Raw genomic sequence first — 21,998 nt, 5'->3', positions numbered from 1 at the left:
GCGATCGCCGGTCTGCAGCCCCACGCCTCGGTGCAGGGCTCTCTGGAGATCATCGGGCAGACGCCCGAGGAGGCGCGACGCTCGGGCCTGATCGGGATGGTCTTCCAGGAGGCCCCGCGCCGGAGTCGAGCTGCGCGGCGCCGTCGGCCAGCTGCGCCGTACCGTCGGCGAGCTGGCCGCCGCTGGTGGCCGCCTTCGCGGTCGAGGAGGCGAGCGTGTTGAGGCCGGCGTAGACCTGGCCGAGGTAGCCCTCGGTGCTCTGCCGGCCCAGCGACGCCGCGGCCTGCGAGGCGACCACCTCGCTGATGTAGGGCACGGTGGAGCTCGCGGCGCCGTTGCTGACCAGCTGCAGCTTGCCCTGGGCGGGGTCGTCGGTGCCGGTGGAGAGGATCGACTTCGAGAAGTCCTCCGGGATGGTGAGCACCGCGTAGTAGTCCCCGTCCGCCAACCCCTGCGCCGCGTCGGCGGTGTCGGCGAGGACCCAGTCGAGGTTCGACTGGCCGGGGCTCGGCTGGGTGAGCGCGGCGGCCAGCGCGCGCCCGGCGGCCATCGGCTGGGGATCGGTGATGATCTTGTCGTTGTTGACGACCGCGACCGGGATCTTGTCGAGGTGGTCCGGGCGGCTGGTGGTCGCCCAGACCAGGACGGTCGCGGCCAGCAGCGGGAGGACCAGGCCCGCCAGCGCGAGGCGGCGCCAGGCGAGGGCGCGCGAGCCGGGGGCGGTTCCGGTGGTGTCGGTGGTGCTCACGGCCTGGCCTCCTCGGTCTCTCGCTCCGGCTGTTCCTCTGGCTCCTGCTCCTCCTGTGCTGTCTCTCGCTGTGCTGGCTCTGGCGGTGCCGGCTCTGGCGGTGCCGGCTCTGGCGGTGCCGGCTGTGGCGGTGCCGGCTGTGGTTCCGGCGGTCGCGGCGGCGGCGCCCGCAGCGGTCCGGGACGGATCACCAGGGCGGTGACGCCGCCCGCGGCGACCCGGTCCGCCAGCGCCTCGGCGGTCCCGGCGGGCACCGGGCTCTCCGGCCCCTCCTCGACCAGGACCAGCAGCCGGACGCCGCCGGCGATCGCGAGCGCCGCCTCGACCACCGCGTCGCGGACGGCCGCGCGCCCCACCGGCCCGGCCTCGCCCGCGCCCTCCGCGGTCGCCGCCCCGAGGGTGTCGACCAGGGCGTGGGCCCGCTCCTCGAACTCGGTACGCCGCCGGCGGCGCGTCGCGGTCAGCCGGGCCCGCTCCGCGACGCGGTCGGGGACGGGCCGGTCGTCCGCGCCGGGCCGGCCCACGTCCACCAGGGCGGCGGTGGTCAGCACCCCCTCCCGCTGCTCCGGGAGCAGCAGCCCGCCCACGACCAGGTCGCCCGCGACGGGGCGCCCCCGGCCGACCAGGACGAGCGCCAGCCCGTCGGGATCGGCCTCGGCGGGCACGTCGAGCCGGGTCACCACCCCCGGGGGCGCCTCCACGCTCACCGGTACCCCGCCCGGTCGCACGACGACGTCGCGCGCGACCAGGGCGGCGGTGCCGTGGGTCTTCTCCCAGTCCTCGTAGGCGACCTTGCGGTGCATCGCAGCGCCCTCGACGTCGACCTCCGGGATCCGGCGGTCCAGCCAGGCGGGCAGCCACCAGGCGCGGTGGCCGAGCAGCATCAGCACGGCCGGCACCAGCGTCATCCGCACCGCGAAGGCATCGACCATGACGCCGATCGCCAGCCCGAACGCGATCGGCTTGATCGTCGGCGACCCGTCCGGGACGAAGGTCAGGAAGACCGAGGTCATGATCAGCGCGGCGGCGGTCACCACGCGCGAGGAGGCACGGAAGCCGGTGCGGACCGCCTCGTGCGGCTCGCCGAGGTCGACGTAGGCCTCCCGCATCGCGGAGACCAGGAACATCTCGTAGTCCATCGCGAGCCCGAACAGCACGCCCATCAGGAAGATCGGCAGGAAGCTGACGACCGGCCCCTCCCCGAAGCCGGGGACGAGGGCGTCGAACCAGCCCCACTGGAAGAAGACGACGACCGCGCCCAGCGCCGCGCCGACCGAGAGCAGGTAGCCCAGCGTCGCCTTCAGCGGCACCGCGACCGAGCGGAAGACGATCATCAGCAGGAGCAGCGAGAGCCCGATGACGATCGCGGCGAACGGCAGCAGCGCGGAGCCGAGGCGGTCGGAGACGTCGATGTTCACCGCGGTCGGGCCGGTGACCAGGATGTCGGTCACCCCGAACCGCTGCTCCAACTCGGCGCTGTGCGCCCGCAGCTCGCTGACCAGCCGGGCCGTCGACGGGTCGGTCTGCCCGGCGGCGGGGATCACCTGGATCAGCGCCGTGTCCGCGCTCCGGTTGGGGGTCGCCTCGGTCACCGCGACGACGCCGGGCTGCTTGCCGAGCGCGGCGGCGAGGTCGTCGACGGTCCCGACGGGGTCGTCGCTGGTGATCACGCCGGCGGTCACGGTGAGGGGCGCGTTGTAGCCCTCGCCGAAGGCGGCGGTGACGTCGTCGTACGTCGTGCGCGGCGCGGTCCCCTCGGGCGCGGAGCTGTTGTCCGGCAGTGCGAGCTCGAGGCGGCTGGCGGGCACGGCGGCGAGCAGCAGCACGCCGGCCACCACCAGGATCGTGACCAGCGGCCGCGCCGTGACCAGGTGCACCCAGCGGGTGGAGAACGGCACGCCCGGCTTGGGCGGCGCGGCGTCCTCGGGCGCGGCGTCGTCGGGCGCGGCGTCGTCCGGCTCCGGCCTCCGCCGGCGCCAGTGCGGCCGGCGCGCCTTTCGCGGGTGGCTGCGCGGGCGCAGCCGCTCCCCCAGCAGCAGGGCGACGGCGGGCAGCAGGGTGAGCGCCACGGTCACCGCCGCCGCGACGGCGCCGGCCGCAGCGAACCCCATCACGGTGAGCACCGGGATGCCGGCGACCGCCAGGCCGGTCAGCGCGATGATCACGGTGCTGCCGGCGAAGACCACGGCGCTGCCGGCGGTGGCCAGCGCGCGCGACATCGCCACCGTCGGCGAGAGCGCCGGGTCCTCCAGCTGGCGGCGGTAGCGGGACAGGATGAACAGGGCGTAGTCGATGCCGACCGCCAGCCCGAGCATCTCCGCGAGGTTCGGCGAGGCGCTGGAGACCGTCGCGAGGTGGGAGGCCAGCACCACCAGGCTGAGGGTCACCCCGACCCCGATCAGCGCCGAGAGGATCGGCATCCCCGCGGTGATCAGGGAGCCGAAGGTGATCGCGAGGATCAGGTAGGAGACGCCGAGGCCGATCGCCTCGGGCACGCGGCTGGGCGCGGCGTTCGCGTTGTAGGCGTTGCCGCCCACGGAGGTGGTCACGCCCGAGCCGGCCGGCGGCCGCGCCGCCTCGACGACGGCGTCGAGGGTCGCCTGCGAGGGCTGGGCGTCGTCGAAGAGGACCTGCCCGAGGGTGGAGCGCCGGTCGTCGGAGAGCACCGGCTTCGCCTGCCCCGGCGGCGGCCCGAGGGGGTTGCTCATCTCGGCGCCCGGCACCGCGTCGATCGCGGCCGCGATCCGTTTCACCGCCTGCGCGTGCTCGGTGCCGGTGATCGAGCCCCGGTCGGCGCTGAAGATGACCTGGCCCGCCGTGCCGCTCTGACCGAAGCGGTCGCGGATCAGGTCCAGGCCCTCCTGGGACTGGGTGCCGGGGACGGTGAAGGAGTCGTCGTACTCGTCACCGAGGGTGACCGAGGAGCCGACCACGGCCAGCAGCACGAGCAGCCAGCCGCCCACGACGAGGCCGGGGCGGCGGCCCAGGAGGGTGCCGAGACGGTAGAGCAGGACGGACACGTCGGCACACCCCTCCCGGCCGCGAGGTCACTGGCCGTCGCCCGCGGCCTGGCGCGGGCGAAGCGGCAGCCTCGCCTCGACGGTGGGCACCGCCCCAGCATGCCGCCCGGCGCGACCGGCCCACAACCACGTCGATGGGGGAAAACGGCGCTCGCGGCCGGCCCCGACGGGACCGACCGCGAGCGGTGTCGGTGAAAGGCCGTCGGCTCAGGCGGCCGGCGTCTCCTCCTCCACGGCCTCCGGGGTCGGCGGGCGCGCGACGTACCAGACCACGCCCAGCACGAACGCGATCGCGGGCAGCACCATCAGCAACCCGTTGACGAAGCCGGTGTAGCCGGTGACGACGGTGAAGTTGGTGAGGATGAGGAACAGCCCCGCGCCGAGGCCCGCGACCGCGAGGACCGGGGCGACGACCACGCGCAGCGGCGAGTGGCCCCGGCGGTCGCGGAGGAAGAAGGCCAGCACGGCGAGCGCGCAGAGCGCCTGCGCCGCGACGATCGCGACCACGCCGGTGCCGTAGGACTTCAGGCCGAGGTCGAGGTACGGGTCCCAGCCGGCGACCGCGGTGAGCAGGAGCGCGGCGACCGAGACCGCCGAGAGCGCCAGGCTGCCGACGTACGGCGACCGGTGCTTCGGGTGCGACCGGCCCAGCCCGGCGGGGAGCAGGCCCGAGCGGCCCAGCGAGAACAGGTACCGCGAGCAGGCGTTGTGGAAGGCGATCAGGCACGCGACGAAGCTGGTCACGATCAGCACCTGGAGCACCTTGACCGCGGACGTGCCGAGGTAGGTGTCGGCCCAGACGAACGGCAGGTCGGCGAAGCCCTCGGGGGTCGCGGCGGCGATCACGCCCTCGACGCCGAACGCGGCGATGAAGCAGTAGAACGTGAAGGCGTAGAAGGCGCCGAGGAAGCCGATCGCGATGTAGGTGGCCCGCGGGACGGTGCGCTCGGGGTCGCGCGCCTCCTCGGCGTAGATCGCGGTGCCCTCGAAGCCGATGTAGGCGCCGAAGCCCAGCACGAAGAGCCCGCCCGCACCCTCGGCGGTGAGCCAGTTCGACGGGCTCAGCGGAGCCAGGCTGAGCGGCTCGGGGCCGCCCTGGACCAGCACGGCGAGCGAGAGCGCCAGCAGCAGCACGACCTCTGCGGTGAGGAGCACCATCAGCACCTTGGCGCCCATGTCGACCTGGCGGTAGCCGAGGAAGCCGACGAACGCCGCGATCAGCAGGCCCCAGACGGCCCACGGCAGGTCGAGGCCGAAGAGCCCGTCCGCGGTCACCTGGGCGAAGAAGGCGACGAAGCCGTAGAACCCGAGGAGCAGGGCGGTGTAGCCGAAGGTGGTCAGCGACGCGGCGCCGGAGCCGACCGGGGCGCCGAGGCCCTCGGTGGTGTAGGCGTAGAAGGCGCCGGCGTCGCGGACGTAGCGGGTCATCGCGGTGAAGCCGACGGCGAAGACCATCAGCACGACGCCCGCCGCGAGCATCGCCCCGGGCCCGCCGACGCCGGCCAGCATGACGGTCAGCGGCGCGCCGCTGGCGACGACGGTCAGCGGCGCGGCCGCCGACATGACGAAGAAGACGATCGCCCAGACGCCGAGGCGGCCGGAGGCGAGTCCCCTCGACGAGTCGGGAGCGCTCACGGGCTCCATGGTGGTTCCGGACATGCGTGGTTCTCCTAGCGGGTTGGTGGTGCGGCGGTCAGGCGAGCCCGAGAGCGGAGCGGAGCAGGTCGTGGTCGAGGGCGTGCGCGGTCAGCCCGTCGCGGCCCACGGTGGTGTCGGCGGCGACGAGCGCGTTGACGATCGCCTCCTCGGTGGCCTCGATGACGAGGTCGAAGAGCGGGTCGATCGCGGGGTTGGTGACCATCCGGACCGGCAGCTCGGTGGCGCCGCCCGGCTCCTCGAAGCCGACCGGCGGCAGGCCGGTGTTGCCGGTGGCGAACGAGAGCACCAGGTCGCCGCTGCCGTGCTCGCCGGTGCCGCCCATCCGGCCGATGCCGAGCGCCGCGCGCTGGGCGAGCCGGTCGCACTGGTGGGGCAGCAGCGGGGCGTCGGTCGCGACGACCACGATGATCGAGCCGGAACCCGCCAGGCCGACCGCGCCGTCGTACGGCGACGGGGTGACGTCGGTGCCGATCCGCTCGCCGACCGGGGCGCCGTTGATCCGCAGCCGGGCGCGGCGCCCGTAGTTGGCCTGGACCAGCACGCCGACGGTGTAGCCGCCGGCGTCCTCGGCGAGGCGGCGCGAGGAGGTGCCGATGCCGCCCTTGAACTCGTGGCAGATCATCCCGGTGCCGCCGCCGACGCCGCCCTCGGCGACGGCGCCGCCGTCGAGCTCGTCGAACGCGCTGTGCACGTGCTCGGCCCTGACGTGCTGGCCGTTGATGTCGTTGAGGATGCCGTCCCAGGTCTCGGCGACCACGGGCAGCAGCCAGAAGAGGTCGCGGTCGGGGCGCTGGTCGGCGAGCCGGGCGACGATCGCGTCGCGGACCACGCCGACGCTGTGGCTGTTGGTGAGGCCGATCGGCGTGGTGAGGGCGCCGTTCTCCTTGATCCACTGCAGGCCGGTCATCTCGCCGTTGCCGTTGAGGCGGTGGAAGCCGGCGAAGACGGGCGAGGAGGCGACGTCGGGCCGGGGCTCGACCAGCGTCACGCCGGTGCGGATCGGGCCGTAGCCCCGCTTGAGGTCCCCCTCCCCCTCGACCAGCGTCGTGTGCGCGACCCGGACGCCGGGCACGTCGGTGATGGCGTTCTGCGGTCCGGTCGGATGGTCGCCGATGACGATGCCGAGATCCCTGGCCCGAGTGGGCATGTCGCCTCCAGAGTTTTTTTCATGATGTGCAAATAACTCCCCCAATGTGACACGCGGCACGTTGCGCTGGCAAGAGCATCCGGTTTCCGATCTGTTAAATCGGAGGCCCATCACTGGCGCTCGCGGGGACCACGCAGCGCATCGCTAGGCTCGCCAGCGACCAGCGCGAGGAGGACCCATGGCCCGGCCCGTCACCCAGGAGGCACGGCGGCGCGACATCGTCGACGCCGCGATCGCGGCCCTCACCGAGGCCGACGGCGGGCCGGTCAGCATCGCCGACGTCGCCCGCCGACTCGACCTGACACCGAACGCCGTGCGGTACTACTTCCGCGACACCGACGCCCTGCTGTGGGCGGTCCGCGCGCGCGTCGAGCAGCGCTTCCTCACGGAACGCCTCGACGCCATCGCCGGCTCCGACGACCCCCGCGAGCAGCTCGTCCACGCCATGCGCGCCGGCCTCCCGACCGGCCCGGAGGACGTCGAGTGGCGGGTCACCTTCCGCCCGGCGATGCCCGATCGCCCCACCCCCGAGCACGGCCGGATGATCGGCGAGGTGCTCGCCGAGCAGGCCGCGATCTACGAGCAGGTGCTGGACCGCGGGGTCGCCGCGGGCCTGTTCACCCCGCGGCAGGCGCCGGCCGACATCGCGCGGACGCTGATGATCATGGAGGACTACCAGGGCCTGCGGATCGTGATGCTCGACCCGACCTTCAGCCGCGCCGGGGCGCTGCGCCTGATGCGGGAGTACGCCGACCTGGCACTCGGCACCGCACTCCCCGCCTGACGCGAGCCGGGGGCTGGGGCGGCCCGAGCCGGGGGTTAGGGCGGCCCGAGCCGGGGGGGCAGTCAGCCGCGCTCGCGCGCCAGCCGCGCCGCGAGCCCGTCCAGGATCAGGTCCAGCCCGACGTCGAACTCGTCGCCGAAGTCGTACCCCGGCTGCAGCGCGTGCTCGAGGGTGAACTCGCGGAAGTACGGCAGCTGCCCCTCCGGCAGGAAGGTCAGGATCTGGTCGGCGAGCTCGGCGAGGTCCTGCTCGCCGTCGAAGGCGAGGCTCAGCTCCTGGACCAGGAAGCCGTAGAGGTGCGCGTCGAGCACGGCGAACGCGTGCGCGGTCAGCGTCAGCGAGAAGCCGGCCTCGCGCAGGCAGCCCAGGACCGCGTCGTGGTGGAGCAGCGTCGCGAAGCCGGAGTTGCGGCGCGAGTCCATCAGGCCGACGGCCCACGGGTGACGCTTGAGCACCGCCCGCGCCGAACGCGACCGGAGCCGCATCTCCTCGGCCCAGTCCTCGCCGATCCGGGGCGCGTGGAACTCCGTGAAGACCTGGTCGACCATCCCGTCGAGCATCGCCTCCTTGTTCGCGACGTGGTGGTAGAGCGACATCGCCTCGACGCCGAGCCGCTTGGCCACCGAGCGCATGGACAGTCCCGTCAGGCCGTCGGCGTCGGCGATCTCCATCGCCGCGCGGACCACCTCGTCGCGGGTCAGCGCGGTGGCCCGTGCCGATCGCGGACGTCCGGCCACGACTCCTCCTCCCGGGCCCGGCTCCTCGGCTCTCCCATCCGGACCCCTTGACGAACCTTACGCCGTAAGCCTAGCCTGGCGTCAATACTTACACCGTAAGGCCGATGGCCCCACGAACGGAGACCCGAGATGCGCGCAGTCATCCAGCACCGGTACGGCGGCACCGAGACCCTGGAGGTCGCGGAGATCGACGACCCCACCCCCGGCCCCGGCGAGGCCCTGGTCCGGGTCCGCGCCGCCGGCGTCGACCGCGGCACCTGGCACCTGATGACCGGCCAGCCGTACGCCGTCCGGCTGATGTTCGGGCTGCGCCGGCCCAAGTTCCCCGTGGCCGGGCGCGACGTGGCCGGCGTGGTGGAGGCGGTCGGCGCCGACGTCACCGCGGTCGCCGTCGGCGACGAGGTGATCGGCACCGCCGACGGCTCCTTCGCCGAGCTCGCCGTCGTCCCCGAGAAGCGGCTGGCCCCCAAGCCCGCGAACGTGTCCTTCGCCGAGGCCGCCGCGCTGCCGGTCTCCGGCGTGACCGCCCTGCAGGCCGTCCGCGACGCCGGCCGGGTCCGCGCGGGCGACCGGGTGCTGGTGATCGGCGCGTCCGGCGGCGTCGGCTCCTACGCGGTGCAGATCGCGGCGTCGTACGGGGCCGAGGTGACCGGGGTGGCCAGCGGCGCGAAGGCGGACCTGGTCCGCGACCTCGGCGCCGCCCACGTCGTCGACTACACCCGCGAGGAGATCGGCGCGCACGGCGAGCGCTACGACGTGATCATCGACCTCGGCGGACGCCGCCCGCTGCGCGTCCTGCGCCGCTGCCTGACGCCGCGCGGCACCCTGGTGATCGCCGGCGGCGAGGGCGGGGACCGCTGGCTCGGCGGCGTCCACCGCCAGCTGGCCGCGCTCGCCCTCTCCCCGTTCACCGGGCAGCGCCTGACCTCCATGCTCGCCTCGGAGAACACCGCCGACTACGCCGAGCTGGCCGGCCTCGTCGAGCGCGGCGCCGTCCGCAGCAGCCTGGACCGCACGTACGCCCTCGACGACGCCGCCGCGGCGATCGACGACCTCGCCGCGGGCCACGTGCGCGGCAAGGTCGCGCTCACCGTCTGACCCGCCCCCACCCACCGGAAAGGCCGCCCGCATGACCGCCCTGACCACCGAACCGACCAGCGGCAGCCCCGCCGCCGACACGTCGACCCCGCCCCGGACCGTCGCCGGCTGGGCCGGCGCCGGCTACCTCGCGCTCTTCGCGCTGGCGATCTTCGCCAACTTCCTGGCCCTCGACGCCGTCCTCGACACCGGCGACGCCGGCGCCACCGCTGCCGCGCTCGCCGAGCACGAGACCGTGTTCCGCTGGGGCACGGTCGCGTTCCTGGCGATCTTCCTGATCGACATCGTGATCGCGTGGGCGCTCTTCGTGCTGTTCCGCCCCGTCCGGCGCGACGTGGCGCTGCTCGCCGCCTGGTTCCGGCTCGGCTACACCGTGATGCTGGGCGTCTCGCTGGTCTTCCTGTACGTCGCGCTGGAGCTGATCGGCACCGGCCCCGACGCCGCCGAGCCGACGCTGCTGGCACTGAAGGCCTTCGACTTCACCTGGGTCGCCGGGCTGGCGGCCTTCGGGGTGCACCTGGTCCTGATCGGCCGGCTGCTGCTGACCGCCCCCGGCGGCATCGGCACGCGGATCCTCGGCTGGTTGCTGGTCGTCGCCGGGGCGGCGTACATCGTGGACACGGTCGCGCACATCGTGATCGCCGACTACGAGCGGTACGCCGACGCGTTCCTCGCCATGGTCGCGGTGCCGTCGATGGTCGGCGAGATGGGCTTCGCCGTCTGGCTGCTGCTGGTCGCGGCGGGGCGGCTGCCGGTCCCCACGCGGTCGGCCGCGTAGGCCCCGCCCGGGCTCGGCGTGGGCCCTCGGTTGTGGGGTCGTGTGCCCGAGAACCCTCGATGCCGGGGTCTCGGGCACACGACCCGGCCGCGGGCGGACACGGCTACCCCGCCGGTGCGACCCGCGGCGCGTGCGCGTTCCACCTCGGCAGGTCCCGGGCGACCCGCCGGTCCCCGTGCACCGCGATCCGGCCCGAGCGCAGCGCCCGGCCCCAGGGCAGCCGGCCGCGGTGCCAGTCGATGAAGGCGGCGGAGTCGGCCTCGACCGTGACCGCGGGCTCCCCGCCAGGGTCGGTGTAGCAGACCTCGGCGTCGCCGCCCTCGACCAGCAGCCAGAAGCGCCGGTTGCCGGTCGGCTGGTCGCCGAAGACGAACGCGACCACGACCCGGCCGGCCGGGAGCGCGGCGCGGTCGAGCTGGGCCTGGCACCACGCCCACAGCGCGAACCCGGGGTCGGTGTGCTCGGGGCCGATGTCGACCCACCGCTCACCCCAGTCCGCCAGGGCGCCGACGACGGCGGCGAGGTCGCGGCCCGCGTCGGTCAGCAGGTAGCGGCGGCCCCGGCCGGACGCCTTGGGCTCGGCGCGGAGCACCCCGGCCCGCTCCAGCTCGGCGAGCCGGGTGACCAGCATCGACCGCGACATCTGCGGCACGCCGGCGGCGATGGCGTTGAAGGTGTCGGCGCCGAACATCAGGTTCCGGATGACCAGCGGCGTCCAGCGCTCGGCCAGCACCTCGCTGGCCCGGGCGATCGGACAGTACTGGCCGTAGGTCCGCACCCTCCCCATGCTGGTCCGGCGCCCCGCGGATGTCGAGTTCGATTTCAGGACTTCAATCCCGGGACGGGGCGACGGAGCCTGGTGCCATGGACACCACCGAGCAGACCGGCGACGACGCCACCACCGGCCAGCTGACCGCCGAGGCGGCCGAGCTCTACGAGCGCTTCTTCGTGCCCGCGCTCTTCGACCAGTGGCCCGGACGGCTGCTGGACCTGGCCGGGGTGGGCCCCGGCGACCGCGTCCTCGACGTCGCCTGCGGCACCGGCGTGGTGGCCCGGGCGGCGCGCGCCCGCGTCGGCGCGGCTGGCTCGGTGACCGGGGTGGACGTCAACGAGGGGATGCTGGCGGTGGCCGCCCGGGAGGGCCCGGAGGTCGCCTGGCTCCCGGGGCGGGCCGAGGCGCTGCCGGTGCCGAGCGACTCCTTCGACGCGGTCGTGTGCCAGTTCGGGCTGATGTTCTTCACCGACCCCGCGGCCGCGGTCACGGAGATGGCCCGCGTCGTGCGCCCCGGCGGCGCCGTCGTCGTCGCCACCTGGGCGGGCCTGCCCGAGACACCCGGGTACGCCGCGATGGTCGACCTGCTGGACGACCTGCTCGGGGCCGCGGCGGCCGGGGCGCTCACCGCGCCGTTCACCGTGGGCACGCCCGACGCGCTCGCGGCCGCCGTCGGCGACCCCCTTGACGACCTGGAGGTACGCCGCCTCGACGGCGTCGCGCGGTTCGACTCGATCGACGCCTGGGTGACCACCGACGTCCGCGCCTGGACGCTGCGCGACCTCATCGACGACGAGCAGCTCGCGACACTCCTTGACCACGCGCGGGTCCGGCTCGCGGGGTTCTGCGACGCCGACGGCCGGGTGGCCTTCCCCGCCCCGGCGCTGGTGGCGGTCGGGCGCGGCTGAGCTCCGGGCCGCTCGGCCATGCCACGGGGCAGTTCGGCCCTACGCCGGTGGGACGCTTCCGGGAAGGCTGGGATGGGAGTTCACTGCGGACCGCCTGCCGCGGGCACTCCGCTGGACTCGCGAGGGCAAGGAGGCCATCCGATGGACACCCGGACCGAGAAGCCGGTCGTGGTCGGGATCGACGGGAGCGGCCGCGCTCTGCGCGCGCTGATCTGGGGCGCGCGCGACGCGTTCCTGCACGCCCTCCCCCTCCGCATCGTGCACACCCTGCCCCGGTACGAGGCGGACTTCCCTCTGTTCCCGCCGGGGCGGTTCGAGGTCGCCGAGGGCCGCGCCCGGGAGGCGGTCGCCGAGGCGGTCGCCCTGGTGGAGCAGGCCTACCCCGACGTACGGATCGAGACCGCGACGCCGATGAGCAGCCCGGCCGCCGCCCTGGTGGAGGCGAGCGGGACGGCCCACGCGGTCGTGCTCGGCTCCAAGGGCGACAACGTCGGCAACCTGCTGCTCGGCTCCACCGCGCTCCAGGTCGTCGGCCACACCGACTGCCCGGTCGTGGTGGTGGGCCACGTCAGCGCCGGCCACGACCGGGTCGCGGTGGGCACCGACGGCTCTGCCAACTCCCTGCCGGCCCTCGCCTACGCCTTCGACCAGGCCCAGCTCCGGGGTGCGGAGCTGAGGGTGGTGAGCGCCCTCGGGCTGCCGCAGGGGTGGCCGCGGCACCTGCTGCGCCCGCTGCCCGAGGACGACGACGAGGTCGCGGCCCGGCGCGCCGAGATCGAGGCGCAGGTCGCGCCGCTGCTCGAGCGGCACCCCGGTGTCAAGGTGACCCTCGACGTGCACAGGCTCGACCCGCTGGAGACCCTGGAGATCGCCTCCCACCACGCCGACCTCCTGGTACTCGGGTCGCGGGGGCGGGGTGGCTTCCACGGCCTCGCGCTCGGCTCGACGACCCACCAGATGCTGCACTTCGCCACCTGCCCGGTGGCGGTGGTCCGGAGCGGAGCGCCGACCGCGGGCTGAGCAGCCCGGACGGAGTGGCTGACGCCCGGGGCACTCGGCAGGCAAGATGAGCGCGTCCCGGCACCGCACCGCGAGGAGCGCCCCATGACCGAACCGACGGCCCCCGCCGCCACCGAGGCCCCGGCCGCGCCGCCCTCCCGTCCGTCCCGTGGCCGCGCCGTCGCCGCGGTGCTCTGCGTCGTGATCGCGACGCTGCTCACCACCCCGGCCGGGATCGCGTACTGGGGCCAACGGACGCTCAACGACACCGAGCGCTACGTGGCCACCGTGGAGCCGCTGGTCGAGTCGCCCGAGGTCCAGGACGTCGTCGCCACGCGGGTCTCGGCGGCGCTGCAGGACCAGGTCGACATCGAGGCGATCCTGCGCGACGTGTTCGCCGGCGTGATCGAGGAGGCGCCCCGGCTCGACCAGCTGGTCGGCCCGCTGTCGGCCGCGATCAACGGGCTGATCGAGCGCGAGGTCCGGGCCATCGTGGCCTCCGACGCCTTCGCCGAGTTCTGGGTCCGCGCCAACACCACGGCGCAGCAGGCGCTGCTCCGGGTGCTCCAGGGCGCGGAGACCGGGGTCGTCGGATTCTCCGGCGACGAGATCGTGCTCGACGTCGACGAACTCATCGCGGTGGTGAAGGAGCGGCTGGTCGAGCGGGGCCTGACGCTGCTGGAGAACGTGCCGATCCCGGAGACCGACCGGCAGATCGTCCTCCTCGACGCGCCGCAGGTGAAGCAGCTGCGCACCATCTACGCCTTCGCGAACCCGCCCGCGCAGTGGATGCTGCCGGTCGTCGGGCTGCTCTTCCTCGCCGCCTTCGCGCTGGCCCGCAACCGGCCCCGGATGACCGTGATCATCGGCGCCTGCATCGCCGCCAACGCGGTCCTGGTCGCGCTGCTGCTGTCCGTGGGGCGCCAGCTCTTCGTCAACCAGCTCTCCGGTACGCCGTTCGGGCCGGCCAGCAAGGTCTTCTTCGACACCCTGCTGACCTACCTGCAGAACGGGCGCCAGGTGATGCTCTGGCTCGGCATCATCGCCATCGTCGCCGGGCTCTTCGCCGGCGCCGCGGCGTGGGCCACCCCGATCCGGCGTACCACCGGCGGTGCGCTGGAGGGCGCCGGCGCCGAGCTGTCCGGCGGCCCGGTCGGCGAGGTGGGCTCGCGGGTCGCGCCTGTGGCCGGCTGGCTCCGCGGCGCGGCGATCGTGCTCGGCGGCGTGGTGCTGCTGTGGGGCAACAACGCGACGACCACGCGGCTGGCCTGGTGCGTGGCGCTGGTCGTCGCGCTGCTGGTGGTCATCCAGGTCCTCGTCGGCGCGGGGCGCGCCGAGCGCGAGCCCGGGCCCGACGCGACGGCCGCGTAGCGCGGCGGCTGCTCCGCTGCGGGCCCGGGCCGCGCGGGGCGTGCCGCGGTGCGTGTCGACGCGGCGGGCGTGGGGTCGTGTGCCCCACACCCCCACATAGCGGGGCGTCAGGCACACGACCCCGCCCAAGCGAGCCGGTACGCCCCGGACAACGACGGAGGGGCCGCCCCTCGCGGGACGACCCCTCTCGACGTGTGCCGTGAGCCGGTTGCTCAGGGCACCATGGTGATCCGGCCCTCACCACCCTCGGGGTAGTCGGCGGCGGTGATCAGGCCGCCGAGGCCGTCGGTGATGTAGTTCGCCAGCGCCTGCTGGTAGGTGACGCCGACCGTGGTGAACGGCGCGCCGCGGAACGGCCACTGGTCACCGTCCTGGCGGACGCTGAAGTCGATCGTGGCGATCGAGATGCCGGGGCCGTCGACGACCTCGCCGTCCTGCACGATGACGGTGCCGTCGTCGAGGACCACGTCCTGGACCCGCGTACCGACCTGGCTGACGGTGCCGTCCTCCTCGATGACCATCGGCGTACCGGTGAGGTCGTAGGTGAACGAGAAGCCCGCGACCTGCGCGAAGCGGCCGTCGGCGACCGGCATCTTCGACACCGCGTTCTCCAGGAGCTCGAGGAGCTGCGCGCGCGGGAAGTCCGGCACGATCGAGACGAAGTTGGAGAACGCCGCGATCTGGAAGGTGTTGAGCTCGGTGATCGGGCCCGCCGGGATCAGGCTGTTGTTCCGGATGCCGCCACCGTTCTGGAGACCGATGACGGGCGCGTCCATGCCGTACTCGGCCGCCTTCTGCTGGGCGGTCCACAGCAGCGAGTCGGCCATCAGGTTGCCGAGGTTGGTCTCCTCGGACCGGACGCCCGGGTCGCGCCGACCCTCGAGGGCGACCTCGGAGGAGCCGATCACGTTGGCCGCGAGGTCGTCGACGTAGGCCTGGACCGGGTCGACCACGTTCGCCTGGATCCAGGCGTCGGGGGTGACCGCGTCGTCCTCGACGCCGGAGACGCGGACCGGGCCGCTCTCGTCGCCGACCGACGTCACGTTGCCGTCCTTGTCGAACTTCACGACCAGCTTGCCGAGGTACTTGTAGTCGCCAGCGGTGGTCACGATCGGGACGGTGGCGCCGTCGCCGCCGGTGGCGGTGAGCGGGTACGACAGGGGCTCACCGGTGGCCGGGTCGGTGCTGATCGCGTCGCCGGGGACCAGCGGGTCGCCCTCGTTGGCGAGCAGCTCGTCGCCGCCGCCCGCGATCGCGACGTCGACGCCGCTCAGCATCGGGACCAGCGCGCGGTCCTCCTCGACGCTCTGCAGGTGGCTGATCAGGATGATCTTGTCGACGCCCTTGCCGGTGAGCTTGTCGACCTGGCCCTGCACGATGCCGGCCACGTCCTGCAGCACCTCGACGCCGCCGGGGCTGGAGATGGAGGCCAGCGCCGGAGTCGTGGCGCCCACGATGCCGATCCGCTCGCCCTTCTCCCACACCACGCGGCGCTTGACGATGGTCCGCTGCTCGACGAGCGCCTGCAGCGAGGGCTCGGCCGTGAAGTCGAGGTTCGCCGAGACGAACTTCGGGGGTCGCTTGCCGAAGCTGGTGATGAAGGTGGCCAGGTTCTCCGGCCCGAAGTCGAACTCGTGGTTGCCGAGCGCGAAGGCGTCGTACCCGATCCGGGCCAGGCCCAGCGAGTCGTAGTACGGCGCGCCCTTGCTCAGGCTGGCGTTGAACTCCGGCCCGGCGAGGTAGTTGTCGCCCGAGGAGAGCAGCACGACGCCGCGCTTGCCCTTCCCCTTCACGGCCTCGGCGCGCTCCTGCTCCACCACGCTGGCGAACCGGGCGATCCCGCCGAAGTCCTCCTGGCCCGGTGCGTTGATCAGCTTGGACTCGCCGTCGTTGTTGTGGAGGACGGTGAGCGTGAAGGACTTCTTCTTGTACTTCTTGGCCGGCTTCTGCACCGCGGCGGCGCGCTCGGCGACCGGTTCGGCCTGGGCGGTGGTCGCCGGAAGCACGCTGAGCGATCCGACGGCTACCGCTGCCGCGGCGGCGGCGGCGAACCGCCTGCTGGACTGGTGACGCATTCGGGAATCCCCTCGGGTCGGGACCGGGGGTCTGCCCGACGGCGGAGCCCCCTTGCATGGACCCTGATGACCTTAGGGACATTGTCCCGATGCAACTAGGGGCAAACCGGGAAATCTGGGGTGAATCACCCGCACCGCGGGTACGTCCTGCGGCGGTACGGCGCCATCACCGCCCGGTCGTCCTTCTAGGCCTCCTTCTCGGGGGTGACGATGGCGAACGCGGGATCGACCGGGGCGAGCACCGCACCCAGGCGCGCGAGCACGCCGGCGTCGCCGGTCACCTCGACCCCGGCGGCCGCCATCGCCTCCGGGGTGGGCGCCGCCAGCACGGGGAGGGAACCGCGCGGCAGCGTCACCGTCGCGTCGGCCGGCTCGTCGTCGCGCGCGCCCGCGGTGTAGGTGAGCACGCCGTTGGCGAGCCGCAGCCGGTACGACTCGACGGTCTCCCCGCCGGTCTCGTCGGGACCGCCGCCAGTCAGCACCAGGTCGATGCTGAGCCGCTCGTCCCACGCCGCCGGGCCGTCGATCCGCACGGCCATGGCGTCGAAGAGCATCGCCGGGCTGAGGTTGGCCAGCATGTCCGCGGACGCGGTCGCGGTCGGCGTACCGAAGGCGCCGGAGCGGAGCTCGGTGGCGCCGGAGAGGTAGAAGTTGCGCCAGGTGCCGTTCTCGGCGCCGTACCCGAGCTGCTCGTAGGTGTCGGCCAGGAGCGCCCGGGCGTCGGCGTGGCCGGGCTCGGCGAAGACCACGTGGCCCAGCACCTCGGCCACCCAGCGGTAGTCGCCCGCTCCGTAGGAGACGCGGGCCTTCTCGACCACCGCGTCGGCGCCGCCCATGTAGTCGACGTACCGGACGGCCTGCTCGACGGGCGGGTGCTGCCACAGGTGGGCGGGGTTGCCGTCGAACCAGCCCATGTAGCGCTGGTAGATCGCCTTCACGTTGTGGCTGACCGAGCCGTAGTAGCCGTGCGTGTGCCAGGCGCGCTCCAGGGCCGGCGGCAGCACCAACTGCTCCGCGATCTCCGCGCCGGTCAGGCCCTGGTTCATCATCCGCAGGGTCTGGTCGTGCAGGTAGGCGTAGAGGTCGCGCTGGAGCTCGAGGTACTCCACGATCCGATCGGTGCCCCACGTCGGCCAGTGGTGGGAGGCGAAGGCGACGTCGGCGTCGCGGGCGAAGAGGTCGATCACCTCGGTCAGGTACTGGGACCACACGTGCGGGTCGCGCACCAGCGCGCCGCGCAGCGTCAGCAGGTTGTGCAGCGTGTGGGTGGCGTTCTCGGCCAGGCACAGCGCGCGGAGGTCGGGGAAGTAGAAGTGCATCTCCGCGGGCGCCTCGGTGCCGGGCGCCATCTGGAAGACGATCCGTACGCCGTCCAGCACCTCCTCCTGGCCGGTGGTGGTGATCTCCAGGGTCGGTGGGATCACGGTCACCGTGCCCGTCGACGTGGTCTGCCCGAGGCCGGCGCCCACCTGGCCGCGGGGGCCGCGGGGCAGCGCCGCGCCGTACATGTAGCCGGCCCGGCGCGCCATCGCCGTGCCGGCGTACACGTTCTCGGCGACGGCGTGCGCGACCAGCCCCTCGGGCGCGACCACGGGCACCCGGCCGGCGTCCACGTCCTCCTGGGTGGTCACGCCCTTCACCCCGCCGAAGTGGTCGACGTGGGAGTGGGTGTAGATCACCGCCGTCACGGGCCGGTCGCCGCGGTGCTCCCGGTAGAGCGCCAGGGCCGCCGCCGCGGTCTCGGTCGAGATCAGGGGGTCGATCACGATCACCCCGGTCTCGCCCTCCACGAACGTCACGTTCGAGAGGTCGAGGCCGCGGACCTGGTAGATCCCTTCGACCACCTCGAAGAGGCCGTCGATCGCGACCAGCGACGACTGCCGCCACAGGCTCGGATTGACCGAGTCCGGCGCCTCGCCGGCGAGGAAGGCGTAGGAGTCGTTGTCCCACACCACCCGCCCGTCCGCGGCGGTGACCACGCACGGGTCGAGCCGGCCGAGGAGGCCGCGCTCGGCGTCCTCGAAGTCGCGGGTGTCGTCGAACGGCATCTCCGCCGCGAGCCGCTCCTGCTGCTCGGCGACGTGCTGGGTCGGTTCCTGGCCGGTCATCGGTGCTCCTCTGCGGCGATGCCTCGGCGGGCGGGCGAGGGGGCGGCCGAGGCCCGCGGTCCCCCGCCCGTCCAGCCTGCGGCACCGCGGCGCGCACGGCTAGGGGCCTTGGCCCCGAGCGCCCCGGCTGGCGGGCCTGGCTGGCGGGCCTGGCGCGGCCCCTGCGCGCGGTCGTGTGCCTGAGAACGCCCCATAGGCAGGTGTCGGGCACACGACCCAACACCGAGCCGGCCGATCAGGCGGGCGACTCCTCCGGCGACGGGTCCTCGGGGGACGCGTCGTCGGCGTCCTCGGAGCGGGTCGCCTGGGTCGAGGTGTCCTCGCCCTCTTCGACCTCCTCCTTGATCGCCTCGGGCGCCTCGTCGATCGAGGGGTTGCCGCGGGGGCGCGCGTCGCGGACCAGCGGCCCCTCCTCGCCGACGCCGGCCCGCGGCCCGGTGTCGTGGACCACCGCGTCCGCGCCACCGGGCGCCGGCTCGCGCTCCTCGGCCTTCGGCTCGGGTCGACCTCCGCGCTCGTCGTCCGTCATGGGTCCTCCGCTCTCGTCGCGCTCGTCCGGGACGGGCCGCGGGGCGGTGCGCGATGGCGCGTCGCCCCAGCGGCGTCCGGTCCACCGTAGCCAGCGCGGGGTGAGCGGCGACCGCGCTGCGATCCGCGGCGATCCGCGGCGGTCGGTCAGGCGGGCGACCCGTCCGGGGACGGGTCCGCCCGGAGCTCGGGAGCCGCCGCGGCGAGCCGGGCGTCGACGGCGCGCCGCGCATGGTCGTAGACGTCGAAGCCGCCGGTGAGCAGCGACCGCAGGTTGGCGGAGTCGAGATAGGCGACCAGGTCGAAGGCGAGCAGGTCGGCGTCCTCGTCGGCCCGGATCTCCCCGACCTGCTGCGCCTCGGCGACGGTCGCGGCGATCAGGCCGATCCACTCCTGGTCGACGGCCGCCAGGGCGTCGCGCACGGCGCCGGGTCGCCCGGCGTACTCGTGACCGACGCGGGCGAAGAAGCACCCGCCGGGGAAACGGCGGTCGCTGGAGTAGGCCAGCCAGGCGTCGATCAGGGCGCGCAACCGGTCGATCCCCACGGGCGCCAGGAGCGCCGGCTCGACGACCGTCCGCACGAAGATCGCGCGGGCGGCCCGGATGGTGGCGAGTTGGAGCTGCTCCTTGCTGCCGAAAGCGCCGATCAGGCCGCTCTTGCTCATCGAGAGCTCGGTCGCCAGCCGCCCGATGGAGAGGCCCTCGAGCCCCTCGACGGACGCCACGTCGACCGCCTTGCCCAGGATGACCCGGCGGGTGCGGTCGCCGCGTTGCACGCGTCCGTCGGTGGTGGTCTCGCTCATCGCTCCTCAGCCTAGTCGGCGCCGGGGGGTTGACAGGGGAAACAAAACGTACGACCGTTCGTATTGTTATCTTACTCCCCGACGAGAGACCACGCCATGTCCGCCACCTCAGCCGCCATCGCCGGAACCGTGGGCGCCCTGCTCACCGGCACCGCCCGCCTCTCGCCGCGAGGCGGCGGTCGCCTCGCGCTCGAGCTGTGGCGCCGACCAGGCGGGCCGGCGCGGGTCCGGCCCGAGGAGCGGACCGTCCACGACGCGGCCGAGCCCGGCGCGATCGGCCGGGTCGTCACCTACACCTGGGGCGACGGCCGGCGTCCGGTCCTCCTCGTGCACGGCTGGGGCGCCCGCGCGTCCCGCTGGGCCGAGGTCGTGCAGGCGCTGCTGGCCACCGGCCACAGCGCGGTCGCGTACGACGCCTGGGGCCACGGCGCCACCCCCGGCCCGGTGCGCCCGATCCCCGAGCACCAGCGGGTGATCGCCGAGCTCGAGCGCCGGCACGGCCCGTTCGCCGGCGTCATCGCCCACTCCTTCGGCGCTCCCGTGGCGATCCACGCCGCCCGGCTCGGCCTGCGCGCCGACCGGCTCGTCACCATCAGCGGCGTCGGCGAGTTCGGCTACCTCGTCGACACGTTCTGCGCCCGGATCGGCGCCGGCCCGGCCGTCAACGCCGCGCTGAGGCGCGCGATCGCGGACCGCTACTTCGGCGGCGCCGACGACATCTGGGAGCGGTTCTCCGCCCGGCCGCTGCCCGGCTGGGAGTCACTGGTCCTCCACGACGCCGCAGACCGCGTGGTCGACCGCAGGCAGGCCGACGTGCTCACCGAGGCGCTCGGGGCCCGCCTCGTCGAGACCTCCGGGCTCGGGCACGGGCGCATCCTGCGCGACCCCGACGTGATCGACCGGGTCGTCGGCTTCCTCGACCGGGTGCCGGCATGAGCACGGCGACGCCGTCGACCGGCACGACCTGGATCCGGCCCGCCACCGAGGCCGATCACGGCGCCGTGACCACCCTGCTCGCGGACCTGTCGCCCGAGTCGGCGTACCGCCGCTTCCAGGCCAGCCCCGGGCCCGTCCCGCCGCCCTCCGTCGTGGCCGCGCTGCTCCCCCGCGGACCGGACGCCGGCGCCGTCATCGCGTACGACGGAGCGACCGTCGTCGGCCACGGCATCTGGCGCCGGCCGGCCGCCGGCGCGGCCGCGGAGATCGGCCTGGTCGTGGCTGACGACCACCAGGGCCAGGGCATCGGGAGCGCCATGGCACAGGCCCTGCTCACCGACCTCGCGTCCCACGAGGTCGAGCAGGTCGAGGTGTTCACGACGGCGACCAACGACGCCGTGGCCCACATGGTCGCCCGGTATGCCCCCGACGCGACCCCCGAGCGCGACGGCCCGACGGTGACCTACGCCCTCCCCACCGGGCTCGCCTCGCGGCGCGCTCGCCCGGTGCGGGGTCGGGCTCGCGGGACGGGCTCGTGCCGGCCACGTCGGGGTGGGTCGTGTGCCTGAGAACCCTCTATCCCGATGCTTCAGGCACACGACCCCGACGCGGTGCGGGCAGGCCGGGCATGTAACACGCTGTCCGCCGCACTACTCGGCCGTCTGCGTCGGTTCGAGCACGCCGCAACGGGCGTGAAGCGACGTCAACGGCCGACCAGCGGGGTGCCAGGAAAACGACAGAAGGCCGCCCGAGGGCGGCCTTCTGCGCACCGTGATGGTGCTGAACCTGGTGGAGCTGAGGGGATTCGAACCCCTGACCTTCTCATTGCGAACGAGACGCGCTACCAACTGCGCCACAGCCCCAAGGCGAGAGGAACGTTAGCACCCGGCCGCTCGGCACTCCCAATCGGGAGGCCCCGGGTCGACGCTCCGGCGGGGGTCAGGAGCCGGTGGCGCGCCGGCCGTCGTCCTCGGTGGACTGCGTGGTCCGCTGGGTGCGGTTCTCGCGCTCCTGCGCCTCGGCCTCGCGGGCCAGCTGCGAGTCCTCGTCGGTGCGGCCCGAGGTCCACACGCCGGTGGAGTCCAGGTCGATGGTGCGGACGGTACGGCCGACGGTCGCCTTGCCGACGTACGTCGGGAGGGTCATCGGGACCGGCTGCCAGGTGCCGGGGGCGGCCTCCTCGACCTCCTCGGCCACGGCGGCGATCTCGCCGGTGGCGTCCGCCGGCAGGTCCTCGACGGCGATGCCCCGGCCGACCTCGGCAACCTCGGCGGCCAGCTGCGCGGCGAGCGCGGCGCCACGCGCTGACGGGTGGACGCCGATGGTACGTCGACGGCGGACCGCGCGCTCGCGGCGCACCATCAGCCGGCAGGCGACGAGCCAGGCGACGACCACGCCGGCGGGCGCGGCGACCCACGGCCACTCGACGGTCCCGGCGACGGCGAGGCCGACGACGATCGCGACGGCGGTGAGCAGCACGGCGAGGACGCGGCGGCGCCGGCGGGCGGCGCGGCGCGCTGCGTCGC

The 21,998-nt window shown here is 74.1% G+C and carries 19 protein-coding genes and 1 tRNA gene; 8 read left to right on the top strand and 12 right to left on the bottom strand.

Features of this window, described 5'->3' with window-relative positions:
* Positions 1-49: 49 nt before the first annotated feature.
* The 4 genes from ABLM29_RS20200 to ABLM29_RS20185 form a co-directional block, all read right to left on the bottom strand.
* Positions 50-748 (bottom strand): YhgE/Pip domain-containing protein, encoded by a 699-nt coding sequence (locus ABLM29_RS20200; protein ID WP_349716361.1) that lies wholly within the window; start codon positions 746-748, stop codon positions 50-52.
* A complete protein-coding gene (locus tag ABLM29_RS20195) occupies positions 745-3,768 on the bottom strand; it encodes an MMPL family transporter (protein ID WP_349716359.1) in 3,024 nt (1,007 codons plus the stop codon). The genes ABLM29_RS20200 and ABLM29_RS20195 overlap by 4 nt, the downstream gene beginning before the upstream one ends.
* 207 nt (positions 3,769-3,975) lie before the next feature.
* On the bottom strand, positions 3,976-5,403 hold the full coding sequence (locus ABLM29_RS20190) for an APC family permease (RefSeq protein ID WP_349716358.1): 1,428 nt from the start codon (positions 5,401-5,403) through the stop codon (positions 3,976-3,978).
* Between the two features lie 58 nt (positions 5,404-5,461).
* Positions 5,462-6,574: a DmpA family aminopeptidase gene (locus tag ABLM29_RS20185; RefSeq protein ID WP_349716357.1), complete on the bottom strand. Its 1,113-nt coding sequence runs from the start codon at positions 6,572-6,574 to the stop codon at positions 5,462-5,464.
* Positions 6,575-6,752: 178 nt separating this feature from the next.
* Between ABLM29_RS20185 and ABLM29_RS20180 the strand changes: the two genes are divergently transcribed.
* A complete protein-coding gene (locus ABLM29_RS20180) occupies positions 6,753-7,358 on the top strand; it encodes a TetR/AcrR family transcriptional regulator (RefSeq protein ID WP_349716355.1) in 606 nt (201 codons plus the stop codon).
* Between the two features lie 62 nt (positions 7,359-7,420).
* On the opposite strand, the gene ABLM29_RS20175 is transcribed toward ABLM29_RS20180, so the two are convergent.
* Positions 7,421-8,095 carry a TetR/AcrR family transcriptional regulator C-terminal domain-containing protein gene (locus ABLM29_RS20175; protein WP_349716353.1) on the bottom strand — a complete coding sequence of 225 codons (675 nt, stop codon included), beginning with the start codon at positions 8,093-8,095 and terminating at the stop codon, positions 7,421-7,423.
* Between the two features lie 129 nt (positions 8,096-8,224).
* Here ABLM29_RS20175 and ABLM29_RS20170 point away from each other — a divergent pair, with 129 nt between their 5' ends.
* Positions 8,225-9,193 carry an NAD(P)-dependent alcohol dehydrogenase gene (locus ABLM29_RS20170; protein WP_349716351.1) on the top strand — a complete coding sequence of 323 codons (969 nt, stop codon included), beginning with the start codon at positions 8,225-8,227 and terminating at the stop codon, positions 9,191-9,193.
* Positions 9,194-9,224: 31 nt separating this feature from the next.
* Positions 9,225-9,971, top strand: coding sequence for a DUF4386 domain-containing protein (locus ABLM29_RS20165; protein WP_349716349.1), 747 nt, complete (start codon positions 9,225-9,227; stop codon positions 9,969-9,971).
* 103 nt (positions 9,972-10,074) lie between these two features.
* Here the strand turns inward: ABLM29_RS20165 and ABLM29_RS20160 are convergent, their stop codons facing one another.
* Complete coding sequence (locus tag ABLM29_RS20160; protein WP_349716347.1) at positions 10,075-10,749, bottom strand: winged helix-turn-helix transcriptional regulator; 675 nt, start codon at positions 10,747-10,749, stop codon at positions 10,075-10,077.
* An 86-nt stretch (positions 10,750-10,835) separates the two neighbouring features.
* Here ABLM29_RS20160 and ABLM29_RS20155 point away from each other — a divergent pair, with 86 nt between their 5' ends.
* The 3 genes from ABLM29_RS20155 (at position 10,836) to ABLM29_RS20145 (ending at position 14,021) form a co-directional block, all read left to right on the top strand.
* On the top strand, positions 10,836-11,651 hold the full coding sequence (locus ABLM29_RS20155) for a class I SAM-dependent methyltransferase (protein WP_349716345.1): 816 nt from the start codon (positions 10,836-10,838) through the stop codon (positions 11,649-11,651).
* Positions 11,652-11,792: 141 nt separating this feature from the next.
* The gene (locus tag ABLM29_RS20150) at positions 11,793-12,671 is read left to right on the top strand and encodes a universal stress protein (protein ID WP_349716344.1); all 879 of its coding nucleotides are present in this window, start codon (positions 11,793-11,795) and stop codon (positions 12,669-12,671) included.
* Between the two features lie 84 nt (positions 12,672-12,755).
* Positions 12,756-14,021 (top strand): hypothetical protein, encoded by a 1,266-nt coding sequence (locus tag ABLM29_RS20145; RefSeq protein WP_349716343.1) that lies wholly within the window; start codon positions 12,756-12,758, stop codon positions 14,019-14,021.
* Positions 14,022-14,233: 212 nt separating this feature from the next.
* On the opposite strand, the gene ABLM29_RS20140 is transcribed toward ABLM29_RS20145, so the two are convergent.
* The 4 genes from ABLM29_RS20140 to ABLM29_RS20125 form a co-directional block, all read right to left on the bottom strand.
* Positions 14,234-16,027 carry a bifunctional metallophosphatase/5'-nucleotidase gene (locus ABLM29_RS20140; RefSeq protein WP_349716342.1) on the bottom strand — a complete coding sequence of 598 codons (1,794 nt, stop codon included), beginning with the start codon at positions 16,025-16,027 and terminating at the stop codon, positions 14,234-14,236.
* Between the two features lie 254 nt (positions 16,028-16,281).
* A complete protein-coding gene (locus tag ABLM29_RS20135; RefSeq protein ID WP_349716341.1) occupies positions 16,282-18,204 on the bottom strand; it encodes an alkyl/aryl-sulfatase in 1,923 nt (640 codons plus the stop codon).
* 235 nt (positions 18,205-18,439) lie between these two features.
* Entirely contained in the window at positions 18,440-18,733 is a 294-nt protein-coding gene (locus ABLM29_RS20130; RefSeq protein WP_349716340.1) for a hypothetical protein, read from the bottom strand.
* Positions 18,734-18,879: 146 nt separating this feature from the next.
* Positions 18,880-19,536, bottom strand: a complete 657-nt coding sequence (locus ABLM29_RS20125; protein WP_349716339.1) for a TetR/AcrR family transcriptional regulator — start codon at positions 19,534-19,536, stop codon at positions 18,880-18,882.
* Between the two features lie 96 nt (positions 19,537-19,632).
* Here ABLM29_RS20125 and ABLM29_RS20120 point away from each other — a divergent pair, with 96 nt between their 5' ends.
* A complete protein-coding gene (locus ABLM29_RS20120) occupies positions 19,633-20,472 on the top strand; it encodes an alpha/beta fold hydrolase (protein ID WP_349716338.1) in 840 nt (279 codons plus the stop codon).
* The gene (locus ABLM29_RS20115) at positions 20,469-21,041 is read left to right on the top strand and encodes a GNAT family N-acetyltransferase (RefSeq protein ID WP_349716337.1); all 573 of its coding nucleotides are present in this window, start codon (positions 20,469-20,471) and stop codon (positions 21,039-21,041) included. Before ABLM29_RS20120 ends, ABLM29_RS20115 begins: the two co-directional genes overlap by 4 nt.
* Positions 21,042-21,259: 218 nt before the next feature.
* On the opposite strand, the gene ABLM29_RS20110 is transcribed toward ABLM29_RS20115, so the two are convergent.
* Together ABLM29_RS20110 and sepX are read right to left on the bottom strand one after the other, a co-directional pair.
* Positions 21,260-21,335 (bottom strand) — tRNA-Ala (locus ABLM29_RS20110).
* Between the two features lie 76 nt (positions 21,336-21,411).
* Positions 21,412-21,998: divisome protein SepX/GlpR (gene sepX / locus ABLM29_RS20105; RefSeq protein WP_502889282.1), on the bottom strand; the 587-nt coding region annotated here is incomplete at its 5' end.

Source organism: Nocardioides sp. YIM 152588, from assembly GCF_040191335.1.
Classification (GTDB): Bacteria; Actinomycetota; Actinomycetes; order Propionibacteriales; family Nocardioidaceae; genus Nocardioides.
This window is presented reverse-complemented; position numbering and strand designations above follow the sequence as displayed.